We start from the raw sequence: 18,809 nt of genomic DNA, 5'->3' as shown, positions 1-18,809 counted from the left end.
ATCCTCAGTGTTATTTATTATACCCGTCATCTTTCGAGCCGCAGCGTTGTTGGCTGCTCACACTCACCCCAGTCACTTACTTTAGTAAGCTCCTGGGGACTCCTGTGCTTGCCGCCTAGCTGCAACTCGAAAGCTATAGGGTATATCACATCACTTTCTGCAAATGCGCGTTGAAGGCTTCCGCTTTCATAAAACCGGTGACCCGCTCGGCCGTCAGCTCCTGGCCCGCCGGATCGAAGAACAGGATCGTCGGCAGCCCCAGCACCTGCAGGTGCTTCAGCAGCGCCGCCTGTTCCGCTCCGTTGGCGGTGACGTCCGCCTGCAGCAGCACCGCGTTGGCCAGGCTTGCCTGCACCGCCGCATCGCTGAAGGTGTATTTCTCGAACTCTTTACAGGCTACGCACCAGTCGGCGTACAGGTCCAGCATCACCGGTTTGCCCCGCGCCTGCTGCAGCGCCAGATCTAACTGCTCGACGTTGTTGATGCGGGTAAAGGCCAGATGCGGTTGAGCCGCCTGCTGCGCCTGGTCGGTGCCGAAAGCCCAGTCCTGCAGCGGCCGCGCGGCGATCACCGCCGCCGCCAGCAGCAGCAGTTGCAGGGCGCGCGTCCATCCACGTGCGCTTCTGAGGCTCAGGGCGAAGGCCCAGCCGAAGAACGCCAGGCCGAGCAGGCTCCACAGACGCATGCCCCACAAATCGCCGATCACCCGCTCCAGCAGGAACACCGGCAGCGCCAGAATGACGAAGCCGAAGGCCTCTTTCACGTACTGCATCCACGGGCCGCTGCGCGGCAGCAGGCGGTTGCCGAACAGGGTGACGATCACCAGCGGAATGCCCATACCCAGCGCGTACAGGTACAGCGTGCCGCCGCCGGCCCACAGGTTACCGCTCTGGGCGATATACAGCAGGATGGCGCTGAGCGGCGCGGTGGTGCAAGGGGAACAAATCAGCCCGGCCAGGGCACCCATCAGGAACACGCCAGTCAGCGAGCCGCCGCGCTGGGTATTGCTCCAGTTCGCCAGCCGGGTTTGCAGCGCCGAGGGCAGCTGCAGGGAATAGAGGCCGAACATCGACAGCGCCAGCGCGATGAACAGCACCGACAGGCCGATCAGCACGTAAGGGTGCTGCAGCGCCGCCTGGAACTGCAATCCGGCGGCGGCCACCACGAGCCCCAGCAGGGTGTAGGTGAGCGCCATGCCCTGCACGTAAACCACCGCCAGTGCCAGAATGCGGCCGCTGCTTTGCGGCCGATCGCGGCCGAGGATGATACCGGAGATCAGCGGGTACATCGGCAGCACGCACGGCGTGAAAGCGATGCCGATGCCGATCAGCAGCGCCCACAGCGGCGAGAACGGCAGGCTGGCCGGCGTAGCGGGCTGTTCGGTTGGTGCGGTGTCAACCGCCGGGAGCGGGGCGGCCGCGCCGGCGCTGACCGCGTCCAGCGGGATGATCCGGGTTTCCGGCGGATAGCAGAAGCCGGCCTCGGCGCAGCCCTGATAGGTGACGCTGAGGCTGGCGTTGGCCGCCGCCTGTTGCAGCGGCACCTGCAGATTCAGCTGCTGTTTGAAAATCGCCACTTCGCCGAAGAACTCGTCCTTGTGGCTCAACCCTTCGGGCAGGGTGAAGGCGCCGAGCGTCGCCTGCTGTGGCACCAGTTTGATCTGCTGGCGATACAGGTAGTAGCCGGGGCGGATCTGCCAGTTCAGCGTTACCTGGCTGCCTTGCTGTTTGAAATCGAAGGCAAAGGCCTGATCGACAGGCACGAACTGGCTGCCGCCCTTCGGCGCGAACAGCGAAGCCTGCGCCGCCTGCGGCAGGAAGAACAGGCTGCACAGCAGCAAAATCAGTTTAAGGAAGCGTTGATCCATAACAGGTAGTCTTTATCTCCGGCCATCACCGGCAGCACCAGCAGCTCGGGCGTCTGGTAAGGGTGATGTTGTTTCAGGGTGTCGAGCAGGGCCTGCTGACGGCGGCGATCGCTTTTGAACAGCATCTGCACTTCGTATTCCTGTTCCAGTTTCCCTTCCCAGTAATACAGCGAGGTAGCGCCGGGCAGCAGTGTGGCGCAGGCCGCCAGCTTATCGCCCAAGACCCGCGCCGCCAGTTCCTGGGCGCTGGCTTCATCGGGTGCGGTACAGAGTATGACGACAGCTTCGCAATCAGACATCTTCAGCCCTCTCATCGGTTCGAATGGGCACTATACCCTGAAGGCGGATTGGCTAGAAGGCGAGTTTATCGCCAGAAGGAAAACCGGGGCCGTAGCCCCGGTCGGAGTGTTACAGCATGATGCTGCCGAGCAGGAAGCCGAATACCACGGCGAAGATCACGCCCATGGTGCCGGGAATGAAGAACGGATGGTTGAACACGAAGCGGCCGATGCGCGTGGTGCCGGTATCGTCCATCTGCACCGCGGCGACCAGCGTCGGGTAGGTCGGCAGGATGAACAGGCCGGAGACGGCGGCGAAGGAGGCGACGGCAGTCAGCGGCGATACGTTCAGCGCCAGCGCCATCGGCATCAGCGCCTTGGCGGTAGCGGCCTGCGAGTACAGCAGCGCCGAGCAGAAGAAGAAGATCACTGCCAGCAGCCACGGGTGCGCCTGAATGACGCTGCCGGCCGTCTCTTTGATCCAATCGATGTTGGCCTGCACGAAGGTATCGCCCAGCCAGGCGACGCCGAGGATACAAATACAGGCGCTCATGCCGGCCTTGAAGGTGCTGGAGTTCAGCACCATATCGGTGTCGACGCGGCACAGCAGGGTGGTCAGCGTGGCGACGCTCAGCATGATGATCAGGATAGCGTTGGTGGTGTTCATCAGCGGCTTGGCCACCAGGCCCAGGCCTGGGCTGTTGATGATGGCGTAAGCCACCACGCACAGCACGCCCAGCAGGAACAGCAGCACCGAGGTTTTGGCGCGCGGTTTGATCTCCAGCGCGTTGTTGCCGCGCAGGGTGATCAGGCCCTCTTCCAGGCGTTTCAGGTACACCGGATCGTTAGACAGTTTGGAGTCGAACAGCCAGGTCACCAGCAGCGACATCACCAGCACGGCGCAGAAGGTGGACGGGATCACCACCATCAGCAGGTGCAGGTAGCTGACGCCGTGGCCTTCCATCACCGAAGACATGTACACCACCGCGGCGGAGATCGGCGAGGCGGTGATGGCGATCTGGGCGGACACCACGGCGGTCGACAGCGGCCGGCAAGGCTTGATGCCCTGTTCTTTCGCCACTTCGGCGATCACCGGCAGCGCCGAGAGCGAGATGTTGCCGGTGCCGGCGAAGATGGTCAGGAAGTAGGTGACGATAGGGGCGAGAATGGTGATGTGCTTGGGGTTCTTGCGCAGCAGCTTTTCGGTCTGCTGCACCAGATAGTCCATCCCCCCGGCGACCTGCATCGCGGAGATCGCCGCGATCACCGCCATGATGATGGAAATCACGTCGAAGGGAATGCTGCCCGGCTTGACGCCGATCAGCGCCAGGACCAGAACGCCCAATCCCCCCGCGAACCCGATACCGATACCGCCCAACCTGGCCCCTAAAAAGATGGCCAGCAGAACGATAACCAATTCCAAGGCTAGCATAGTGTTTACTCCTTAAAATGAGATTCCCGTCATCCTTGAAACTGCATCGGTGTTGGCTGCGAGCGCTATTCGGCCCATCCTTGGGCCTCCCCCCTGCGGGGCCGCTGAATACAGCGTTCAAATCTGCTCCCGGCAGATTTGTCACCCCAGTCACTTACTTGAGTAAGCTCCTGGGGACTTGCGCGCTTGCCGCCTTGATGCAGTCCCAATGATTTAGGGTGTAAATTGAAAATAAAACGTTAAAATTTTGTGGGCGCCGGAAAGTAAAAAGGCACGCTATCCAGAGGATTTAGCGTGCCTTTCAGGGCTACCGGGTAGGTCTGTTATTGTTCATTTTCATCCGTATAGCGTTTGGCTTTATAGGCCGGGTGCATCAGGTTCTCCACGGAGAAGATGTCATCCAGCTCGGCTTCGGTCAGCAGGCCGCGTTCCAGCACCACTTCACGCACGCTCTTGCCGGTTTCGGCGCAGATCTTCCCGACGATGTCACCGTTGTGGTGGCCGATGAACGGGTTCAGATAGGTGACGATACCGATCGAGTTGAAGACGTAGTGTTCGCAGACTTCTTTATTCGCGGTGATGCCGTTAATGCATTTTTCCAGCAGATTGTAGCAGGCGTTGGTCAGGATGTGGATCGACTCGAACATCGCCTGGCCGATCACCGGCTCCATCACGTTCAGCTGCAGCTGGCCCGCTTCGGCCGCCATGGTAACGCAAGTGTCGTTGCCAATCACCTTGAAACACACCTGATTGACCACTTCCGGCACGACCGGGTTCACTTTGGCCGGCATGATGGACGATCCCGCCTGCAGCTCAGGCAGGTTGATTTCGTTCAGGCCGGCGCGCGGGCCGGAGGAGAGCAGGCGCAGGTCGTTGCAGATTTTGGACAGTTTCACCGCCAGGCGTTTGAGCGCGCTGTGCACCATCACGTAGGCGCCGCAGTCGGAGGTGGCCTCGATCAGGTCTTCCGCCGGCACCACCGGCAGGCCGCTGACTTCCGCCAGTTTTTGCACCGCCAGCGGCTGATAGCCTTCCGGGGTGTTGAGTGCGGTGCCGATGGCGGTGGCGCCCAGGTTCACTTCCAGCAGCAGCTCCGCGGTGCGGTGCAGGTTGCGGGTCTCTTCGTTCAGCAGCACGCTGAAGGCGTGGAACTCCTGGCCGAGGGTCATCGGCACTGCGTCTTGCAGCTGGGTGCGGCCCATTTTCAGGATGGTTTCGAATTCTTTCGCCTTGCGGTCGAAGCCTTCGCGCAGCTGGTTGATGGCGTCGATCAGTTTCTGGTTGGAGGCGTACACCGCGATGCGGAACCCGGTCGGGTAGGCGTCGTTGGTGGACTGGCACTTATTGAGGTGATCGTTCGGGTTCAGGTACTGGTATTCGCCTTTTTGGTGGCCCATCAGCTCCAGGCCGATGTTCGCCAGCACTTCGTTGGTGTTCATGTTCAGCGAGGTGCCTGCGCCGCCCTGGAACACGTCCACCGGGAACTGATCCATGCATTTGCCTTTATCCAGCACCTCGTCGCAGGCCTGGATGATCACGTCGGCGATTTTGCGCGGGATGGTTTTGAGTTCTTTGTTGGCCATCGCCGCGGCCTTTTTCACCATCACCATGCCGCGAACGAACTCGGGGACATCGCTGATTTTGCTGTTGCTGATGTAGAAGTTTTCAATCGCACGCAGAGTGTGAACTCCGTAGTAAGCGTCTGCGGGGACTTCACGTGTTCCTAACAGGTCTTCTTCGATACGAATGTTGTTTGACATGAGAACCTTCTCTATGTGTTGCTGCCGAATTAATAATTTGTCAGGTCAAGGCTAGTAAGGGCACAGCCTAAATTAATATTGCCGAAGGCTTGGGGCGTGAAACGATTAACCAAATCGCCCGTTGCTGCCCAGATCATATGCTGGTTGGTAAGAAATGACTGAATCCAGATCACCTTATGGTGTTTAAGGATATGCCCTTTTCCGGTTCTGTGACTTCTTTCACGTTTGTGAACTTTAGCAATAAAAACCGGCTCTCGGTTGAAATGGTGGGGTGATGCCCTCATTGTAATGGTGTCGGCCGTTTACGGCCTCTTTTTTCGCGCCGTCGCTCCGTGGCGGCCGCGCTTTACCTACCGATAGGAGAACCAGGTGCGCTGGTTACCGCTACTGCTGATATTTCTGCTGGCTTACATAGAAATATCCATCTTTATCAAAGTCGCCGCCGTGCTCGGCGTGGCTGTCACCCTGCTGCTGGTGGTGTTCAGCTCCTGCGTCGGCATCTCGCTGGTGCGCAATCAGGGCATGAAAACCTTCGTGCAGATGCAGCAAAAACTGGCGGCCGGCGAAAGCCCGGCGGCGGAAATGGTGAAAAGCGTTTCGCTGGTGCTGGCGGGCTTCCTGCTGCTGATCCCGGGCTTCTTTACCGACTTCCTCGGCCTGTTGCTGCTGCTGCCGCCGGTGCAAAAATCGTTGACGCTGAAGCTGATGCCGCACCTGTCGGTTTATCGCCCCGGCGGTTGGACGGGCGGCGACGCCGCCAACGGCAACACCTTCGACGGCGAATTCCAACGCAAGAAGGATGACGAACGCCCGGTGCTGGAACACCGCCCGGACGAGGAGCGCAAGCCTCACGATCGTTAAGCAACGCGGCTCAGGCCGCGTTTTTCATCTCTGTAGCACCCGCGCGACCAAAAATGCGAAATTTTTTTCGTTAGCCCCCTTGAAGGGGGCTGGAACGCCCCCATCTCAAATCCCACGAGGCCGGTAATAACAACCATCCGGTGTACAACCCTAAATCTGATAGAGACCTTCTTACAGGAGAGCGTTCAATGAGTATTCGTCCATTGCATGACCGCGTTATCGTCAAGCGCAAAGAAGTTGAATCAAAATCTGCTGGCGGCATCGTCCTGACTGGCTCTGCGGCGGGTAAATCCACTCGCGGTGAAGTGGTTGCAGTGGGTAAAGGGCGTGTGCTGGAAAGCGGCAACATCCAACCGCTGGATGTGAAAGTTGGCGATATCGTGATTTTCAACGACGGCTACGGCGTGAAAGCAGAGAAGATCGACAATGAAGAAGTGTTGATCATGTCCGAAAGCGACATTCTGGCAATTGTTGAAGCGTAATTGCGCTTTATCTTCTGAACTGAACGAGTTGAAGGGAAATACCAATGGCAGCTAAAGACGTAAAATTCGGCAATGACGCTCGCGTGAAAATGCTCCGCGGCGTGAATGTTCTCGCTGATGCAGTAAAAGTGACTCTGGGCCCGAAAGGCCGCAACGTAGTGCTGGATAAATCTTTCGGCGCACCGACCATCACCAAAGACGGCGTTTCCGTTGCGCGTGAAATCGAACTGGAAGACAAGTTCGAGAACATGGGCGCACAGATGGTGAAAGAAGTGGCCTCCAAAGCGAACGACGCGGCGGGCGACGGCACCACCACGGCAACCGTACTGGCGCAATCCATCATCACCGAAGGCCTGAAAGCGGTTGCTGCAGGCATGAACCCGATGGACCTGAAGCGCGGCATCGACAAAGCGGTTGTCGCTGCGGTTGAAGAACTGAAAAAACTGTCCGTACCTTGCTCCGATTCCAAAGCTATCGCTCAGGTAGGCACCATCTCCGCCAACTCCGACGAAACCGTGGGTAAACTGATCGCGGAAGCGATGGAGAAAGTGGGCAAAGAAGGCGTTATCACCGTTGAAGAAGGCACCGGCCTGCAAGACGAGCTGGACGTGGTTGAAGGTATGCAGTTCGACCGCGGTTACCTGTCCCCATACTTCATCAACAAGCCGGAAACCGGTTCTGTTGAGCTGGAAAGCCCGTTCATCCTGCTGGCTGACAAAAAGATCTCCAACATCCGCGAAATGCTGCCGGTGCTGGAAGCCGTTGCCAAAGCAGGCAAACCGCTGCTGATCATCGCTGAAGACGTAGAAGGCGAAGCGCTGGCGACCCTGGTGGTCAACACCATGCGCGGCATCGTGAAAGTGGCTGCCGTTAAGGCGCCTGGCTTCGGCGACCGCCGTAAAGCCATGCTGCAGGACATCGCGACCCTGACTGCCGGTACCGTTATCTCTGAAGAGATCGGTCTGGAGCTGGAAAAAGCCACCCTGGAAGACCTGGGCCAGGCAAAACGCGTTGTGATCAACAAAGACACCACCATCATCATCGATGGCGTGGGCGACGAAGCGACCATCCAGGGCCGCGTTGCTCAAATTCGTCAGCAGATCGAAGAAGCGACCTCTGACTACGATCGTGAAAAACTGCAGGAGCGCGTAGCGAAACTGGCCGGCGGCGTTGCCGTTATCAAGGTTGGCGCAGCCACTGAAGTTGAAATGAAAGAGAAGAAAGCCCGCGTTGAAGACGCCCTGCACGCGACCCGCGCTGCAGTGGAAGAAGGCGTGGTTGCTGGCGGTGGCGTAGCGCTGATCCGCGTTGCAGGCAAAATCGCCGCGCTGAAAGGCGACAACGAAGACCAGAACGTGGGTATCAAAGTTGCGCTGCGCGCAATGGAAGCCCCTCTGCGTCAGATCGTGGTCAACGCCGGTGAAGAAGCTTCCGTTATCGCCAACCAGGTGAAAGCGGGCGAAGGCAGCTACGGCTACAACGCTTACTCTGAAGAATACGGCGACATGATCGCGATGGGTATCCTGGATCCAACCAAAGTGACCCGTTCTGCTCTGCAGTACGCGGCTTCCGTGGCTGGCCTGATGATCACCACCGAATGCATGGTCACCGACCTGCCGAAGGCTGACGCACCGGATCTGGGCGCAGCAGGCGGCATGGGTGGCATGGGCGGCATGGGCGGCATGATGTAATCATCCCCCACACGCTTGTGTGCTGAGAACCCCGGTCAAGCGACCGGGGTTTTTTTTATCTTAAAAATCAATAAAAAGAATGTTTATTTAGCTTGATATTAGTTCACTGAATGAATTATTGCATTATTTTGCTTTTGCCCTAAACCGTTGTCGTTTCGTACCGATATAGCCCCTACCAGGCGGGGAATTTTCCCTCGCCGGTGTGACTGTCAACGGAGACGACTTATGCTGAAAAATATGAAAATAGCCACCTGGCTGATGTTGATGCTGTTGCTGTTGGGCTTGATGCCCATGGGAACCGGCGCCATCGCCTTCTATTTCATGCAGCAAAACGGCAACAGCATCGGCAGGATGAGCACTTTCTCCGACGAGGAAGCCGCGCTGAACCGCAGTTGGCGTGCTTTGCTGCAAACGCAGACGCTGATCGACAACATGGCGTTCGAGCGCATGGCGCAGACGGACGCCGCCGATATCCGGCAGGGCATCATTGAGGCACGTAACGAGCTGCGCAGCGCCGACGTCGCGTTCAACCTGTTCTGGGAGACGCCGGGCCTGACGGTATCGCGCCCGGATCTGGGCGAGGCGATGAAAAAGGTCTACCTGGCGCAGCAGGCGGTGCTGAAGCAAGAGCTGACGCTGTTGGCCGACACGCCGCAGGTGGCGCTGATCGAGCGGCTGCACGCTATGGCGGCAGAGAAGCGCCAGGTGCGCCAGCGGCTGGATAGCCAGTTTGCCGACTACATGCGGGCCACGGTGGCCGCCCATCGTCTGGCGGTGGAAGAGGCGGAGCAGACCCAAAAAGTCTTTGCACGCCTGCTGAGCGGCACCCTGGCGGCGATCCTGCTGCTGCTGGTCGCCGTGCAACGTGATTTCCGCCGGCGCTTGATCCTGCCGCTGCGCCAGATCGCCGAACACTTGCAGAAGGTTGGGCGCGGCGATCTGCGCTGCGAGATCGCGGTACGCAACAACAATGAGATCGGCATGCTGTTTGCCAGCCTGCGAACGATGCAGCAGGAACTGAGCGCCACCGTGCAGCAGGTGCGTGACGGCGTGGAGTCGATCAACCACGGTACGCACGAGATCGCCGTCGGCAACGCCGATCTTTCCAGCCGCACGGAAGAACAGGCCAGCGCGCTGACGGAAACCGCCGCCAGCATGGAACAGATCACCGCGACGGTGCGGCAAAACGCCGATAACGCCAACCAGGCCGCCGGGATGGTCAATCAGACCGCCGGCATTGCCCGCAACGGCGAAACGCTGATGGCCAGCGCGGTCGACAAGATGCGGGCGATCAACGACAGCGCGCGTCAGGTGGGGGATATTACCAGCGTGATCGACGGCATCGCCTTCCAGACCAATATCCTGGCGCTGAACGCCGCCGTGGAGGCCGCGCGGGCCGGTGAACAGGGGCGGGGTTTTGCGGTGGTGGCCGGCGAGGTGCGCAATCTGGCGCAGCGCTGCGCGACTTCGGCCAAGGAAATCAGCAGTTTGGTCGACGGCGTGACCGGCGATATCGCCGCCGGCGTGCGCTTGGTGGAGCAGGCAGGCGAGACGATGAATGCCATCGTTGGCTCGGTGAACCAGGTGACGTCGCTGATGGATAACATCTCGTACGCGTCGGAAGAGCAAAGCAAGGGCGTCGAGCAGGTCGGGGTAGCGGTGACCCAGATGGATCAGGTGACCCAGCAGAACGCCGCGCTGGTGGAGGAGGTGGCGACCACCGCCGTCGGCGTGGAGGAGCAGGCGGCCCTGCTGGCGCAGGCGGTGGCGGTATTCCAACTGGCGGAGGGGGAACCGCACCAGGGCGACGTGGAGGCGCAGGCATCGGCGGCCGTTGCCGCTTGGGCCTAACGCCGCCGCACTGTATTTGATGATATTTTTGCCGCCCGGGGCGATTTAGCTGGTAAACTGGTAAGTCATCAGCTGTCGCTCAAGACGTTGGCCCGCTCGCGTGGCAACGGATGCTTAAGAGATGGCATCGCTTTCTGATAAGCTTTTGCGTAATTCTCAACATCGAATGGGGAACAAGATGCGGATTAAAGCCTTACTGGGTCTCTCGGCAGCGATGCTGCTGGCGGGTTGCAGCACCACTCATGAACTGACCGCTGCGGGTCAGCAGATCAAGTTCACCGACAGCAAGCCGGCGGCGGAATGCCAGCTGCTGGGGGAAGTGACCGGCACCCAGAGCAACTGGCTGTCCGGCAACGGCGGTGAAGGCAGCTCCATGCGCGGTGCGGCCAACGATCTGCGCAACAAGGCGGCGGCCATGGGCGGCAACGTAATCTACGGCGCCAACAGCCCGAGCCAGAACCTGCTCTCCAGCTTCGCACCGCTGGACAGCAAAATGGTCGGCCAGGTTTACAAGTGCCCGTAAGGCGCTGAGGCCGGAGCCGCAAAGAGATAAAAAAAGAGGAATGCCACGGCATTCCTCTTTTCGTTGGGGGACTTGGCGCGCGTCACTCCTGCATCAGGCGCAGATCGATCGGCGTTTTGCTCGGTTCGCCGCCCACTTCGCGCGTCAGGCGCGGCACCAGATAGCCGGACACCTTGCTCAGCAGCGCTTGCATGATGGCGCGCGCTTCATCGTCGCTGACCATGAAGTGCGCCGCGCCCTGCACCTTGTCCAGCACGTGGATGTAGTAAGGCAGGATACCGGCGTCGAACAGCGCGTTGCTGAGCGCCGCCAGCGTGTCGGCATCGTCGTTGACGTCGCGCAGCAGCACGCTCTGGTTGAGCAGCGTGACGCCGGCGAGGCGCAGCTGCGCCATGGCGCTTTGCAGATCGCGGTCAATTTCGTTGGCGTGGTTGATGTGCGTGACCATCAGCACCTGCAGGCGCGAGGCCGACAGCAGGCGGCACAGTGCCGGCGTGATGCGCGCCGGGATCACCACCGGCAAACGGGTGTGGATGCGCAGGCGTTTCAGGTGCGGGATGGCCTCCAGTTCGCCAACCAGCCATTCCAGCTCGCTGTCTTTGGCCATCAGCGGATCGCCGCCGGAAAAAATGATCTCGTCCAGTTCCGGGTGTTGGCGGATATAATCCAGTGCCTGCCGCCAGTTGTTCTTATTGCCCTGATTATCCTGATAGGGGAAGTGGCGGCGGAAGCAGTAACGGCAGTTGACCGCACAGCCGCCCTTGACCAGCAGCAGTGCGCGATTGCGGTATTTGTGCAGCAGGCCCGGCACCACGCTGCGCTGCTCATCGAGCGGATCGGTGGTGAACCCTGGGGCGTTGATGAACTCCTCTCTGGCGGTCAGCACCTGGCGCAGCAGCGGGTCGTTGGCATCCCCGGGGCGCATGCGTGCGGCGAAGGCGCGCGGCACGCGCAGGGCGAACAGCCGGCGGGCATCGCGCCCCTGCGGCAGTTCCGGGTGCGTATTCAGTGACAAAAGCTGCAGTAATTCATCAGGATCGGTAATAACATCGGCGAGTTGATGCAACCAATCTTCTCTATGTGCCGTACTTTGGGTTATAATGTGTGCCATTTTTTTGGCTAAGCTACCAGTTCAAATATTCAGAGGGCCATCATGGCGACTTATTCTAGCAACGATTTCCGTCCGGGTCTTAAAATCATGTTCGAGGGCGAACCTTACGCCGTCGAAGCCAGTGAGTTCGTTAAGCCGGGCAAAGGCCAGGCGTTTGCACGCGTGAAAATGCGTCGTCTGCTGACCGGCACCCGCGTGGAAAAAACCTTCAAGTCTACCGATTCTTGCGAAGGCGCAGACGTGATGGACACCAACATGAACTACCTGTACAGCGACGGTGAGTTCTACCACTTCATGCACCCTGAGTCTTTCGAACAGCATCAGGTTGACGGCAAAACCGTAGGCGATGCGGCCAAATGGCTGCAGGACAACGCAGAGTGCATCATCACCCTGTGGGATGGCCGTCCAATCGCCGTTCAGCCGCCGAACTTCATCGAAGCGGAAATCACCGATACCGATCCGGGCCTGAAAGGCGATACCGCAGGGACTGGCGGCAAGCCGGCTACCCTGAGCACCGGCGCCGTGGTTAAAGTGCCGTTGTTCGTCCAGATCGGCGAAGTGATCAAAGTTGACACTCGCTCTGGCGAATACGTCTCTCGCGTTAAATAAGTTTCAAAGCAGAGGAACCCCCGCGGTTCCTCTGTTTTATCCCATCCCCGTTCGTTGGCAGAAAACCCGCATGTTCAAGAAAACGTTGTTGGCCGTGCTCTCCCTGTTGTTCCTTTTCTCCCTTAGCGGTTGCAATACGTTTCGCGGTTTCGGCGAAGACGTTCAGCATCTCGGCGGCGCCATCTCCCGCACGGCCAGCTGATCCCACCCTTTAACCCGATGTATTTGCGCCACAAAGCCGGTGGCGATCCCACTCCCTGCGCCAATTTTGACTAAGCTTAGAAAGCCGTACTTTTTCATCAACGACAAATAAGGACTTTCTTATGCTGAAGAAAAGTATTATCGCGATCTTCTCTTTGATGATTTTGACCTCGTTGACCGCCTGTAACACCACCCGCGGCGTGGGTGAGGACATTCAGGCCGGCGGCAAGGCCATTCAGCGCAGCGCGGAATAATCCGTTCTCCACCCGGCGGCCCTCCGCGTGCGGAGGGCCGCCGCATTTCCTCCTCTTGCCTGAGCGTTAACGCTGCTGCTATCCTGCCGCAGTGCGGGTGAGGTTACCCGCCGTTCATCACCCCGCTGAACGGGACGACCCGTTTACGCGTCATTATATCGGGGACGACCCCAGTGGTAGGGAGGCCGTCTCATGGCCTGGATTATTCTGCTTATCGCCGGTTTGCTCGAAGTGGTTTGGGCTATCGGTCTGAAATACACCCACGGTTTTACCCGGCTGACGCCGAGCATCATCACCATCGCCGCGATGGTGGTCAGCATGTTGCTGTTGGCCAACGCCATGAAAACGCTGCCCGCCGGCACCGCCTATGCGGTGTGGACCGGCATCGGCGCAGTGGGCGCGGCCATCATGGGCATGGTGCTGTTGGGTGAGTCGACCAATATCGCGCGTATCATCAGCCTGTGCCTGATCGTGGTCGGCATCCTCGGGCTGAAGTTCAGCAGTCACTGATCGGCAGACTGTTGCACCCAGATCAGCGCATCGGTGGCGAAACCGTAGCCCTTGGCCGTCTGCAATAAGCTGTCGCGCACGCCGGCGTCAAGCGTCGGGGTGCGCGACAGGATCCACAGATAGTCGCGGTTTGGGCCGCAAACCAGCGCGTAGCGGTAGTCCGGGTCCAGGGCAATCACGTTATAGCCGCCGTAGAAGGGGCCGAAAAACGACACTTTCAGCGCCGCGACCTGCGGTGAACCGATAAAGTAGGCTTTGCCTTCGCTTTCTTGCCATTGCTGTTTCTGTGGATTGAAGCCGCGATTGATGACTTTCAGCCCGCCGTCGGCGCGTGGGCTGTAGTGGGCGGTCACCTGCTGCAAACCGCGTTCAAAACGATGATCCAGACGCGCGATTTCGTACCAGGTGCCGAGATAGCGCTGACTGTCGAAAGGGGTCACGACCTTGATGTCTTTGGGCGGGGAGACGCTGCAAGCGACGGAGAGCAGGGCAGAAAGCATGACGCTAAGCTTTGACCATAAACGCATCGGTGACTCCTGTTTACCGGGGGCGAGTAGACAGTGTAGCCGATGAGAAAAGGGCGGCCAACGGGCGTTGGCCGCCTGAGCGGTTTACAGGGTGACGATGCCGATAACGGTGACCACGCTGAGGATCGCCGCCAGACCGTAGAACACCCATTTGCCGGCCGGTACGTGGATCTTCAGATCGTGCATCGCATGGTGGATGCGGTGCAGGCCGCACCACAGTGGCAGAATGATCATCAGCAGCAGGAACAGGCGGCCGATCAGGCTCTGGCAGAACGCCAGCACGCGCTCGTAACCCAGTGCTTCACCGGGGAACAGCCCCAATGGCAGCAGAATGCCGACCAGCAGCACGATGGCCGGTGCGACGATCGCGCCCCACATGCCGCCGGCGCCGAACAATCCCCAGAAAACCGGCTCGTCGGAGCGTTTAGGTGCTTGATTTATCATGTTTCCTCCGGATTAGATCAGGGCCACGGCCAAGATGACCACGCTGACGACGATCGTGACGGCCCACAGCCCTTTCACGATGGGGCCTGGCCCCATTTTCTCGCTGTTGACCACGATATTGGCGGCCTTCGGCGCCAGATCGAACCAGGTTTTGGTGTGCAGCGCCGCCGCCAGCAGGGCGACGACGTTGATCAACAGCACCAGCGGGTTCTGCAAGAAGCCGACGAAGCCGGCCCAGCTCTCGGCGCCGCCCTTCAGCGCGAACACGCCGTAGAGCAGCACGATGCTGAACCAGACCGCCAGCACCGAGGTGCCTTCGCGCAGCATGTAGAAACGGTAGAAGCCGAGCTTTTGCCACCAGGTGGGCGTCATGGTGCGCACATAGGGCTTACGTTGAGTTGTCATGGCAATTTTTCTCCCTTATTGCGGCTTCAGCATGGCGATCATGAAGTCTTTGGCGCTCTCCACCTTGCCCTGCTGGATGGCGGCGGCGGGATCGACGTGTTTCGGACAGACTTCGGAGCAATAGCCGACGAAGGTGCAGCTCCAGACGCCGTTTTGGCCGTTAAGCTGCGGCATGCGCTGTTTCTTGCCGTGGTCGCGGTTGTCCAGGTTGTAGCGGTGCGCCAGCGTGATCGCCGCCGGGCCGATAAATTCGGGATTGAGGCCGAACTGCGGGCACGCGGCGTAGCACAGGCCGCAGTTGATGCAGCCGGAGAACTGGTGATACTTGGCCATCTGCGCCGGGGTCTGCACGTTCGGGCCGTCTTCCGGTTTGCGATCGTTGCCGATGATGTACGGCTTGATCGCCTCCAGGCTTTCGATGAAGTGGGTCATGTCGACCACCAGATCGCGCTCGATCGGGAAGTTGCCCAGCGCTTCGACCTTCATGCCGCCGACGTAATCGCGCAGGAAGGTTTTGCACGCCAGCTTCGGCACGCGGTTGACCATCATGCCGCAGGAGCCGCAGATCGCCATGCGGCAGGACCAGCGGTAGGAGAGATCCGGCGCCAGGTTGTCCTTGATGTAGCCCAGCGCGTCGAGCAGCGAGGTCTGTTCGTCGTAAGGCACGGCGTAGGTGACGAAATGCGGCTCGGCGTCGCGTTCCGGGTTATAGCGCATGACGTCGATCTTCAGGGTTTGCATCTCAGCCATTTGCCTGCTCCTTATTCTTTTTCTCCTGCGCTTCGGCTTCTGCGCCGTAGACGCGTTTGGCCGGCGGCAGCTTGGTGATTTTCACGTCGCTGTATTCGAGGCGTGGTGCACCCTGCGGGTTATGGAACGCCAGCGTATGCTTGAGGAAGTTGACGTCGTCACGCTCGGTGCAGCCTTCGTCCAGGCGTTGGTGAGCGCCGCGCGACTCTTTGCGGTTAAACGCGGAGTGCGCCATGCATTCGGCGACGTCCAGGCCGTAGCCCAGCTCGATGGTGTACAGCAGATCGGTATTGAACACGCTGGAGTTGTCGGTGATGTTGACGCGCTTGAAGCGCTCTTTCAGCTCCGCCAGCTTATCGATGGTTTTTTGCATCAGCTCCGGCGTGCGGTAGATGCCGCAGCCTTCTTCCATCGACAGCCCCATTTCGTCGCGGATCTTCGCCCAGTTTTCGTTGCCTTCCTGCTTCATCAGGTTGCTCAGGCGGGTTTCGACGTCGCGGGTTTGCGCATCCAGCGCGCTGCCGTTGGCCGGCGCGGTTTCCAGCGCGCGGCGGGCCGCTTGCTCACCGGCGACGCGGCCGAACACCACCAGTTCTGCCAGCGAGTTGGAGCCGAGACGGTTGGCGCCGTGCAGGCCGACGGAGGAACATTCGCCGACTGCGAACAGCCCCTTGATGCGGGTTTCGCAGTTCTGGTCGGTTTCAATGCCGCCCATGGTGTAGTGCGCGGTAGGGCGCACCGGGATCGGATCTTTCACCGGGTCGACGCCGACGTAGGCCTTGGCCAGTTCACAGATGAACGGCAGCCGCTCCAGCAGCTTTTTCTCGCCCAGGTGGCGCAGATCGAGGTAGACCACGTCGCCGCGCGGGGTGGCGATGGTGCGGCCGGCGCGCCATTCGTGCCAGAAGGCCTGGGACACTTTGTCGCGCGGGCCCAGCTCCATGTATTTGTTCTTCGGCTCGCCCAGCGGGGTTTCCGGGCCCATGCCGTAATCTTGCAGGTAACGGTAGCCGTCCTTGTTCACCAGGATGCCGCCTTCGCCGCGGCAGCCCTCGGTCATCAGGATGCCGGAACCGGGCAGGCCGGTCGGGTGATATTGCACGAACTCCATGTCGCGCAGCGGCACGCCGTGGTGGAACGCCATGCCCATGCCGTCGCCGGTAACGATGCCGCCGTTGGTGTTGTAGCGGTAGACGCGCCCGGCGCCGCCGGTGGCCATCACCACCGCGTTGGCGCGGATCTGCACGCGGGTGCCTTCCATCATGTTGAGCGCCACCAGGCCACGCGCCTGGCCGTCATCCACCAGGATATCCAGCACGAAGTGCTCGTCGAAGCGTTGGATCTGCGGGTATTTCAGCGAGGTCTGGAACAGAGTGTGCAGCATGTGGAAGCCGGTCTTGTCGGCGGCGAACCAGGTGCGTTCGATCTTCATGCCGCCGAAGCGCCGCACGTTGACCGACCCGTCCGGTTTGCGGCTCCACGGGCAGCCCCACTGCTCGAGCTGGGTCATCTCGCGCGGGCACTGATGCACGAAGTGATCGACCACGTCCTGTTCGCACAGCCAGTCGCCGCCGGCGACGGTGTCGTGGAAGTGGTAGTCGAAGGTATCGTGATCCTGGGTGACGGCGGCGGAGCCCCCCTCGGCGGCGACCGTGTGGCTGCGCATCGGGTAGACCTTAGAGATCAGCGCGATTTTCAGTTGGGGATTGGCTTCCGCTGCGGCTATTGCTGCACGTAAACCAGCGCCCCCGGCCCCAATAATGGCAAGATCGGCGTTAAAGGTTTGCACTGCATTCCTCCAATGTTCTTATTAAGAACGGCAAGTTAAATATCTATGCTTAAAATTTAGCGAACTCTTCGGGTGCTAACTAATTGAACCAATTAATGTTGCTTAAAGGTTAAGGATAGATATCTCCCACCAATAATGGGGAATTAACTATACCTAAAGTTAAGTAGTCGAAATTTGATGTGATCGATTGTTTTGTCGATTAACACTCGCCCAACAGGCTTGCCTGCCTTTTCGCGTGTTCGGCGTGCTTTACCCTTTTTAACGCGCTTTTGCCGCCTATTTATCGGAAATTGGCGTTATGGCCGGTTGTGTATCGTGAAGAATTTGTTTGGCTGCAAGGATGCGAGTAGACTGCATCCCCTGTTTGATTTCGGAGTTAATTACCATGAGCGAAACGGCAAGCTGGCAGCCTAGTGCACCCATCGCCAATTTGTTGAAACGCGCAGCGATTCTGGCTGAGATCCGGCGTTTCTTCGCCGATCGTGGCGTGCTGGAAGTTGAGACGCCCACTATGAGCCAGGCGACGGTCACCGACGTTCACCTGTTCCCGTTCGAGACGCGTTTCGTCGGGCCGGGGGCGGCAGAGGGCCTGACGCTATACATGATGACCAGCCCGGAATATCACATGAAGCGCCTGCTGGCGGCGGGCAGCGGCCCGATCTACCAAATGGGGCGCAGCTTCCGCAATGAAGAAGCCGGGCGGCATCACAACCCGGAATTCACCATGCTGGAGTGGTACCGTCCGCACTACGACATGTACCGCCTGATGAACGAAGTGGACGATCTGCTGCAACAGGTGCTGGACTGCGAGAGCGCGGAGACCCTGTCTTATCAGCAGGCCTTCCTGCGCCATCTGGACATCGATCCGCTGTCGGCGGAGAAGGCGCAGCTGCGCGAAGCGGCGGCCAAACTCGACTTGAGCAACATCGCCGATACCGAAGAAGATCGCGATACGCTGCTGCAGCTGCTGTTCACCGTGGGCGTGGAGCCGCATATCGGCCGTGAAAAGCCGGCGTTCGTTTACCACTTCCCGGCCAGCCAGGCGGCGTTGGCGGAGATCAGCACCGAGGACCATCGCGTGGCGGAGCGTTTTGAGGTGTACTTCAAGGGCATCGAGCTGGCGAACGGTTTCCGCGAGCTGACCGACGGCCGTGAACAGCAGCAGCGCTTCGAGCAGGACAACCGTAAGCGCGCGGAGCGCGGCCTGCCGCAGCAGCCGATCGACTATAACCTGCTGGCGGCGTTGCAGCACGGCATGCCGGAGTGTTCCGGCGTGGCGCTGGGCGTGGATCGCCTGGTGATGCTGGCGCTGGGCGCCGAGAGCCTGAGCGACGTATTGGCCTTCCCGGTCGGGATCGCCTGACGTTTCAGGCGGTAAGAAAAGCAAAAAGGGCCGGCATTTGCCGTAATGCCGATCAGTTAAGGATCACTTGAACGATCCTGTCGCTGTGTAAGAATCCGTAA

Annotated in this window: 20 protein-coding genes; 10 read left to right on the top strand and 10 right to left on the bottom strand. The window is 59.8% G+C overall.

The annotated features are described in order from the left end of the window. Positions 1-145 precede the first annotated feature (145 nt). The 4 genes from ACUTSC_RS23715 to aspA form a co-directional block, all read right to left on the bottom strand. On the bottom strand, positions 146-1,867 hold the full coding sequence (locus ACUTSC_RS23715) for a protein-disulfide reductase DsbD (protein WP_443003605.1): 1,722 nt from the start codon (positions 1,865-1,867) through the stop codon (positions 146-148). Beyond that, entirely contained in the window at positions 1,843-2,166 is a 324-nt protein-coding gene (gene cutA, locus ACUTSC_RS23710) for a divalent cation tolerance protein CutA (protein WP_004929657.1), read from the bottom strand. Before cutA ends, ACUTSC_RS23715 begins: the two co-directional genes overlap by 25 nt. A 109-nt stretch (positions 2,167-2,275) precedes the next feature. Then, on the bottom strand, positions 2,276-3,577 hold the full coding sequence (locus ACUTSC_RS23705; protein WP_197767123.1) for an anaerobic C4-dicarboxylate transporter family protein: 1,302 nt from the start codon (positions 3,575-3,577) through the stop codon (positions 2,276-2,278). 323 nt (positions 3,578-3,900) lie between these two features. Beyond that, the gene (gene aspA / locus ACUTSC_RS23700) at positions 3,901-5,337 is read right to left on the bottom strand and encodes an aspartate ammonia-lyase (RefSeq protein WP_004929659.1); all 1,437 of its coding nucleotides are present in this window, start codon (positions 5,335-5,337) and stop codon (positions 3,901-3,903) included. 369 nt (positions 5,338-5,706) lie between these two features. On the opposite strand from aspA, the gene ACUTSC_RS23695 reads away from it, so the two are divergent. From ACUTSC_RS23695 to ACUTSC_RS23675, 5 genes are all read left to right on the top strand, one after another. Continuing rightward, a complete protein-coding gene (locus ACUTSC_RS23695) occupies positions 5,707-6,198 on the top strand; it encodes an FxsA family protein (protein ID WP_197767121.1) in 492 nt (163 codons plus the stop codon). Positions 6,199-6,386: 188 nt separating this feature from the next. Then, a complete protein-coding gene (locus ACUTSC_RS23690; protein ID WP_004952634.1) occupies positions 6,387-6,680 on the top strand; it encodes a co-chaperone GroES in 294 nt (97 codons plus the stop codon). A 44-nt stretch (positions 6,681-6,724) separates the two neighbouring features. Beyond that, positions 6,725-8,371 carry a chaperonin GroEL gene (groL, locus tag ACUTSC_RS23685; protein ID WP_004929662.1) on the top strand — a complete coding sequence of 549 codons (1,647 nt, stop codon included), beginning with the start codon at positions 6,725-6,727 and terminating at the stop codon, positions 8,369-8,371. 225 nt (positions 8,372-8,596) lie between these two features. After that, positions 8,597-10,222: a methyl-accepting chemotaxis protein gene (locus ACUTSC_RS23680; protein ID WP_084826952.1), complete on the top strand. Its 1,626-nt coding sequence runs from the start codon at positions 8,597-8,599 to the stop codon at positions 10,220-10,222. Positions 10,223-10,400: 178 nt separating this feature from the next. Then, positions 10,401-10,745: a DUF4156 domain-containing protein gene (locus ACUTSC_RS23675; RefSeq protein WP_025305007.1), complete on the top strand. Its 345-nt coding sequence runs from the start codon at positions 10,401-10,403 to the stop codon at positions 10,743-10,745. Between the two features lie 82 nt (positions 10,746-10,827). Here ACUTSC_RS23675 and epmB read toward each other — a convergent pair whose 3' ends face one another. Next, positions 10,828-11,856, bottom strand: a complete 1,029-nt coding sequence (epmB, locus tag ACUTSC_RS23670; protein ID WP_033636765.1) for an EF-P beta-lysylation protein EpmB — start codon at positions 11,854-11,856, stop codon at positions 10,828-10,830. 42 nt (positions 11,857-11,898) lie between these two features. On the opposite strand from epmB, the gene efp reads away from it, so the two are divergent. From efp to sugE, 4 genes are all read left to right on the top strand, one after another. Continuing rightward, positions 11,899-12,465: an elongation factor P gene (gene efp, locus ACUTSC_RS23665; RefSeq protein WP_004929666.1), complete on the top strand. Its 567-nt coding sequence runs from the start codon at positions 11,899-11,901 to the stop codon at positions 12,463-12,465. 70 nt (positions 12,466-12,535) lie between these two features. Beyond that, positions 12,536-12,667 (top strand): entericidin A/B family lipoprotein, encoded by a 132-nt coding sequence (locus tag ACUTSC_RS23660; protein ID WP_019453400.1) that lies wholly within the window; start codon positions 12,536-12,538, stop codon positions 12,665-12,667. A gap of 121 nt (positions 12,668-12,788) precedes the next feature. Further along, complete coding sequence (locus tag ACUTSC_RS23655; protein ID WP_033636766.1) at positions 12,789-12,920, top strand: entericidin A/B family lipoprotein; 132 nt, start codon at positions 12,789-12,791, stop codon at positions 12,918-12,920. A gap of 192 nt (positions 12,921-13,112) precedes the next feature. Further along, positions 13,113-13,430: a quaternary ammonium compound efflux SMR transporter SugE gene (sugE, locus tag ACUTSC_RS23650; RefSeq protein WP_004929669.1), complete on the top strand. Its 318-nt coding sequence runs from the start codon at positions 13,113-13,115 to the stop codon at positions 13,428-13,430. Here sugE and blc read toward each other — a convergent pair. The 5 genes from blc to frdA all read right to left on the bottom strand — a co-directional run bounded on the left by blc (position 13,424) and on the right by frdA (position 17,345). Then, entirely contained in the window at positions 13,424-13,957 is a 534-nt protein-coding gene (gene blc, locus ACUTSC_RS23645) for an outer membrane lipoprotein Blc (protein WP_038879243.1), read from the bottom strand. The two genes, sugE and blc, sit on opposite strands and share 7 nt — an antisense overlap. 84 nt (positions 13,958-14,041) lie before the next feature. After that, complete coding sequence (gene frdD, locus ACUTSC_RS23640) at positions 14,042-14,401, bottom strand: fumarate reductase subunit FrdD (protein ID WP_197773557.1); 360 nt, start codon at positions 14,399-14,401, stop codon at positions 14,042-14,044. A gap of 12 nt (positions 14,402-14,413) precedes the next feature. Further along, on the bottom strand, positions 14,414-14,806 hold the full coding sequence (gene frdC / locus ACUTSC_RS23635) for a fumarate reductase subunit FrdC (RefSeq protein WP_004929673.1): 393 nt from the start codon (positions 14,804-14,806) through the stop codon (positions 14,414-14,416). 15 nt (positions 14,807-14,821) lie between these two features. Beyond that, positions 14,822-15,556: a succinate dehydrogenase/fumarate reductase iron-sulfur subunit gene (locus ACUTSC_RS23630; RefSeq protein ID WP_070914371.1), complete on the bottom strand. Its 735-nt coding sequence runs from the start codon at positions 15,554-15,556 to the stop codon at positions 14,822-14,824. Then, entirely contained in the window at positions 15,549-17,345 is a 1,797-nt protein-coding gene (gene frdA, locus ACUTSC_RS23625) for a fumarate reductase (quinol) flavoprotein subunit (RefSeq protein WP_038879239.1), read from the bottom strand. The genes ACUTSC_RS23630 and frdA overlap by 8 nt, the downstream gene beginning before the upstream one ends. A gap of 385 nt (positions 17,346-17,730) precedes the next feature. On the opposite strand from frdA, the gene epmA reads away from it, so the two are divergent. Beyond that, the gene (gene epmA, locus ACUTSC_RS23620; protein ID WP_004929681.1) at positions 17,731-18,708 is read left to right on the top strand and encodes an elongation factor P--(R)-beta-lysine ligase; all 978 of its coding nucleotides are present in this window, start codon (positions 17,731-17,733) and stop codon (positions 18,706-18,708) included. Positions 18,709-18,809 lie beyond the last annotated feature (101 nt).

This window comes from Serratia sp. TSA_105.2, assembly GCF_052692115.1.
Note: the sequence above shows the minus strand (reverse complement) of the source record. Positions and strands in the feature narration are given on the sequence as shown.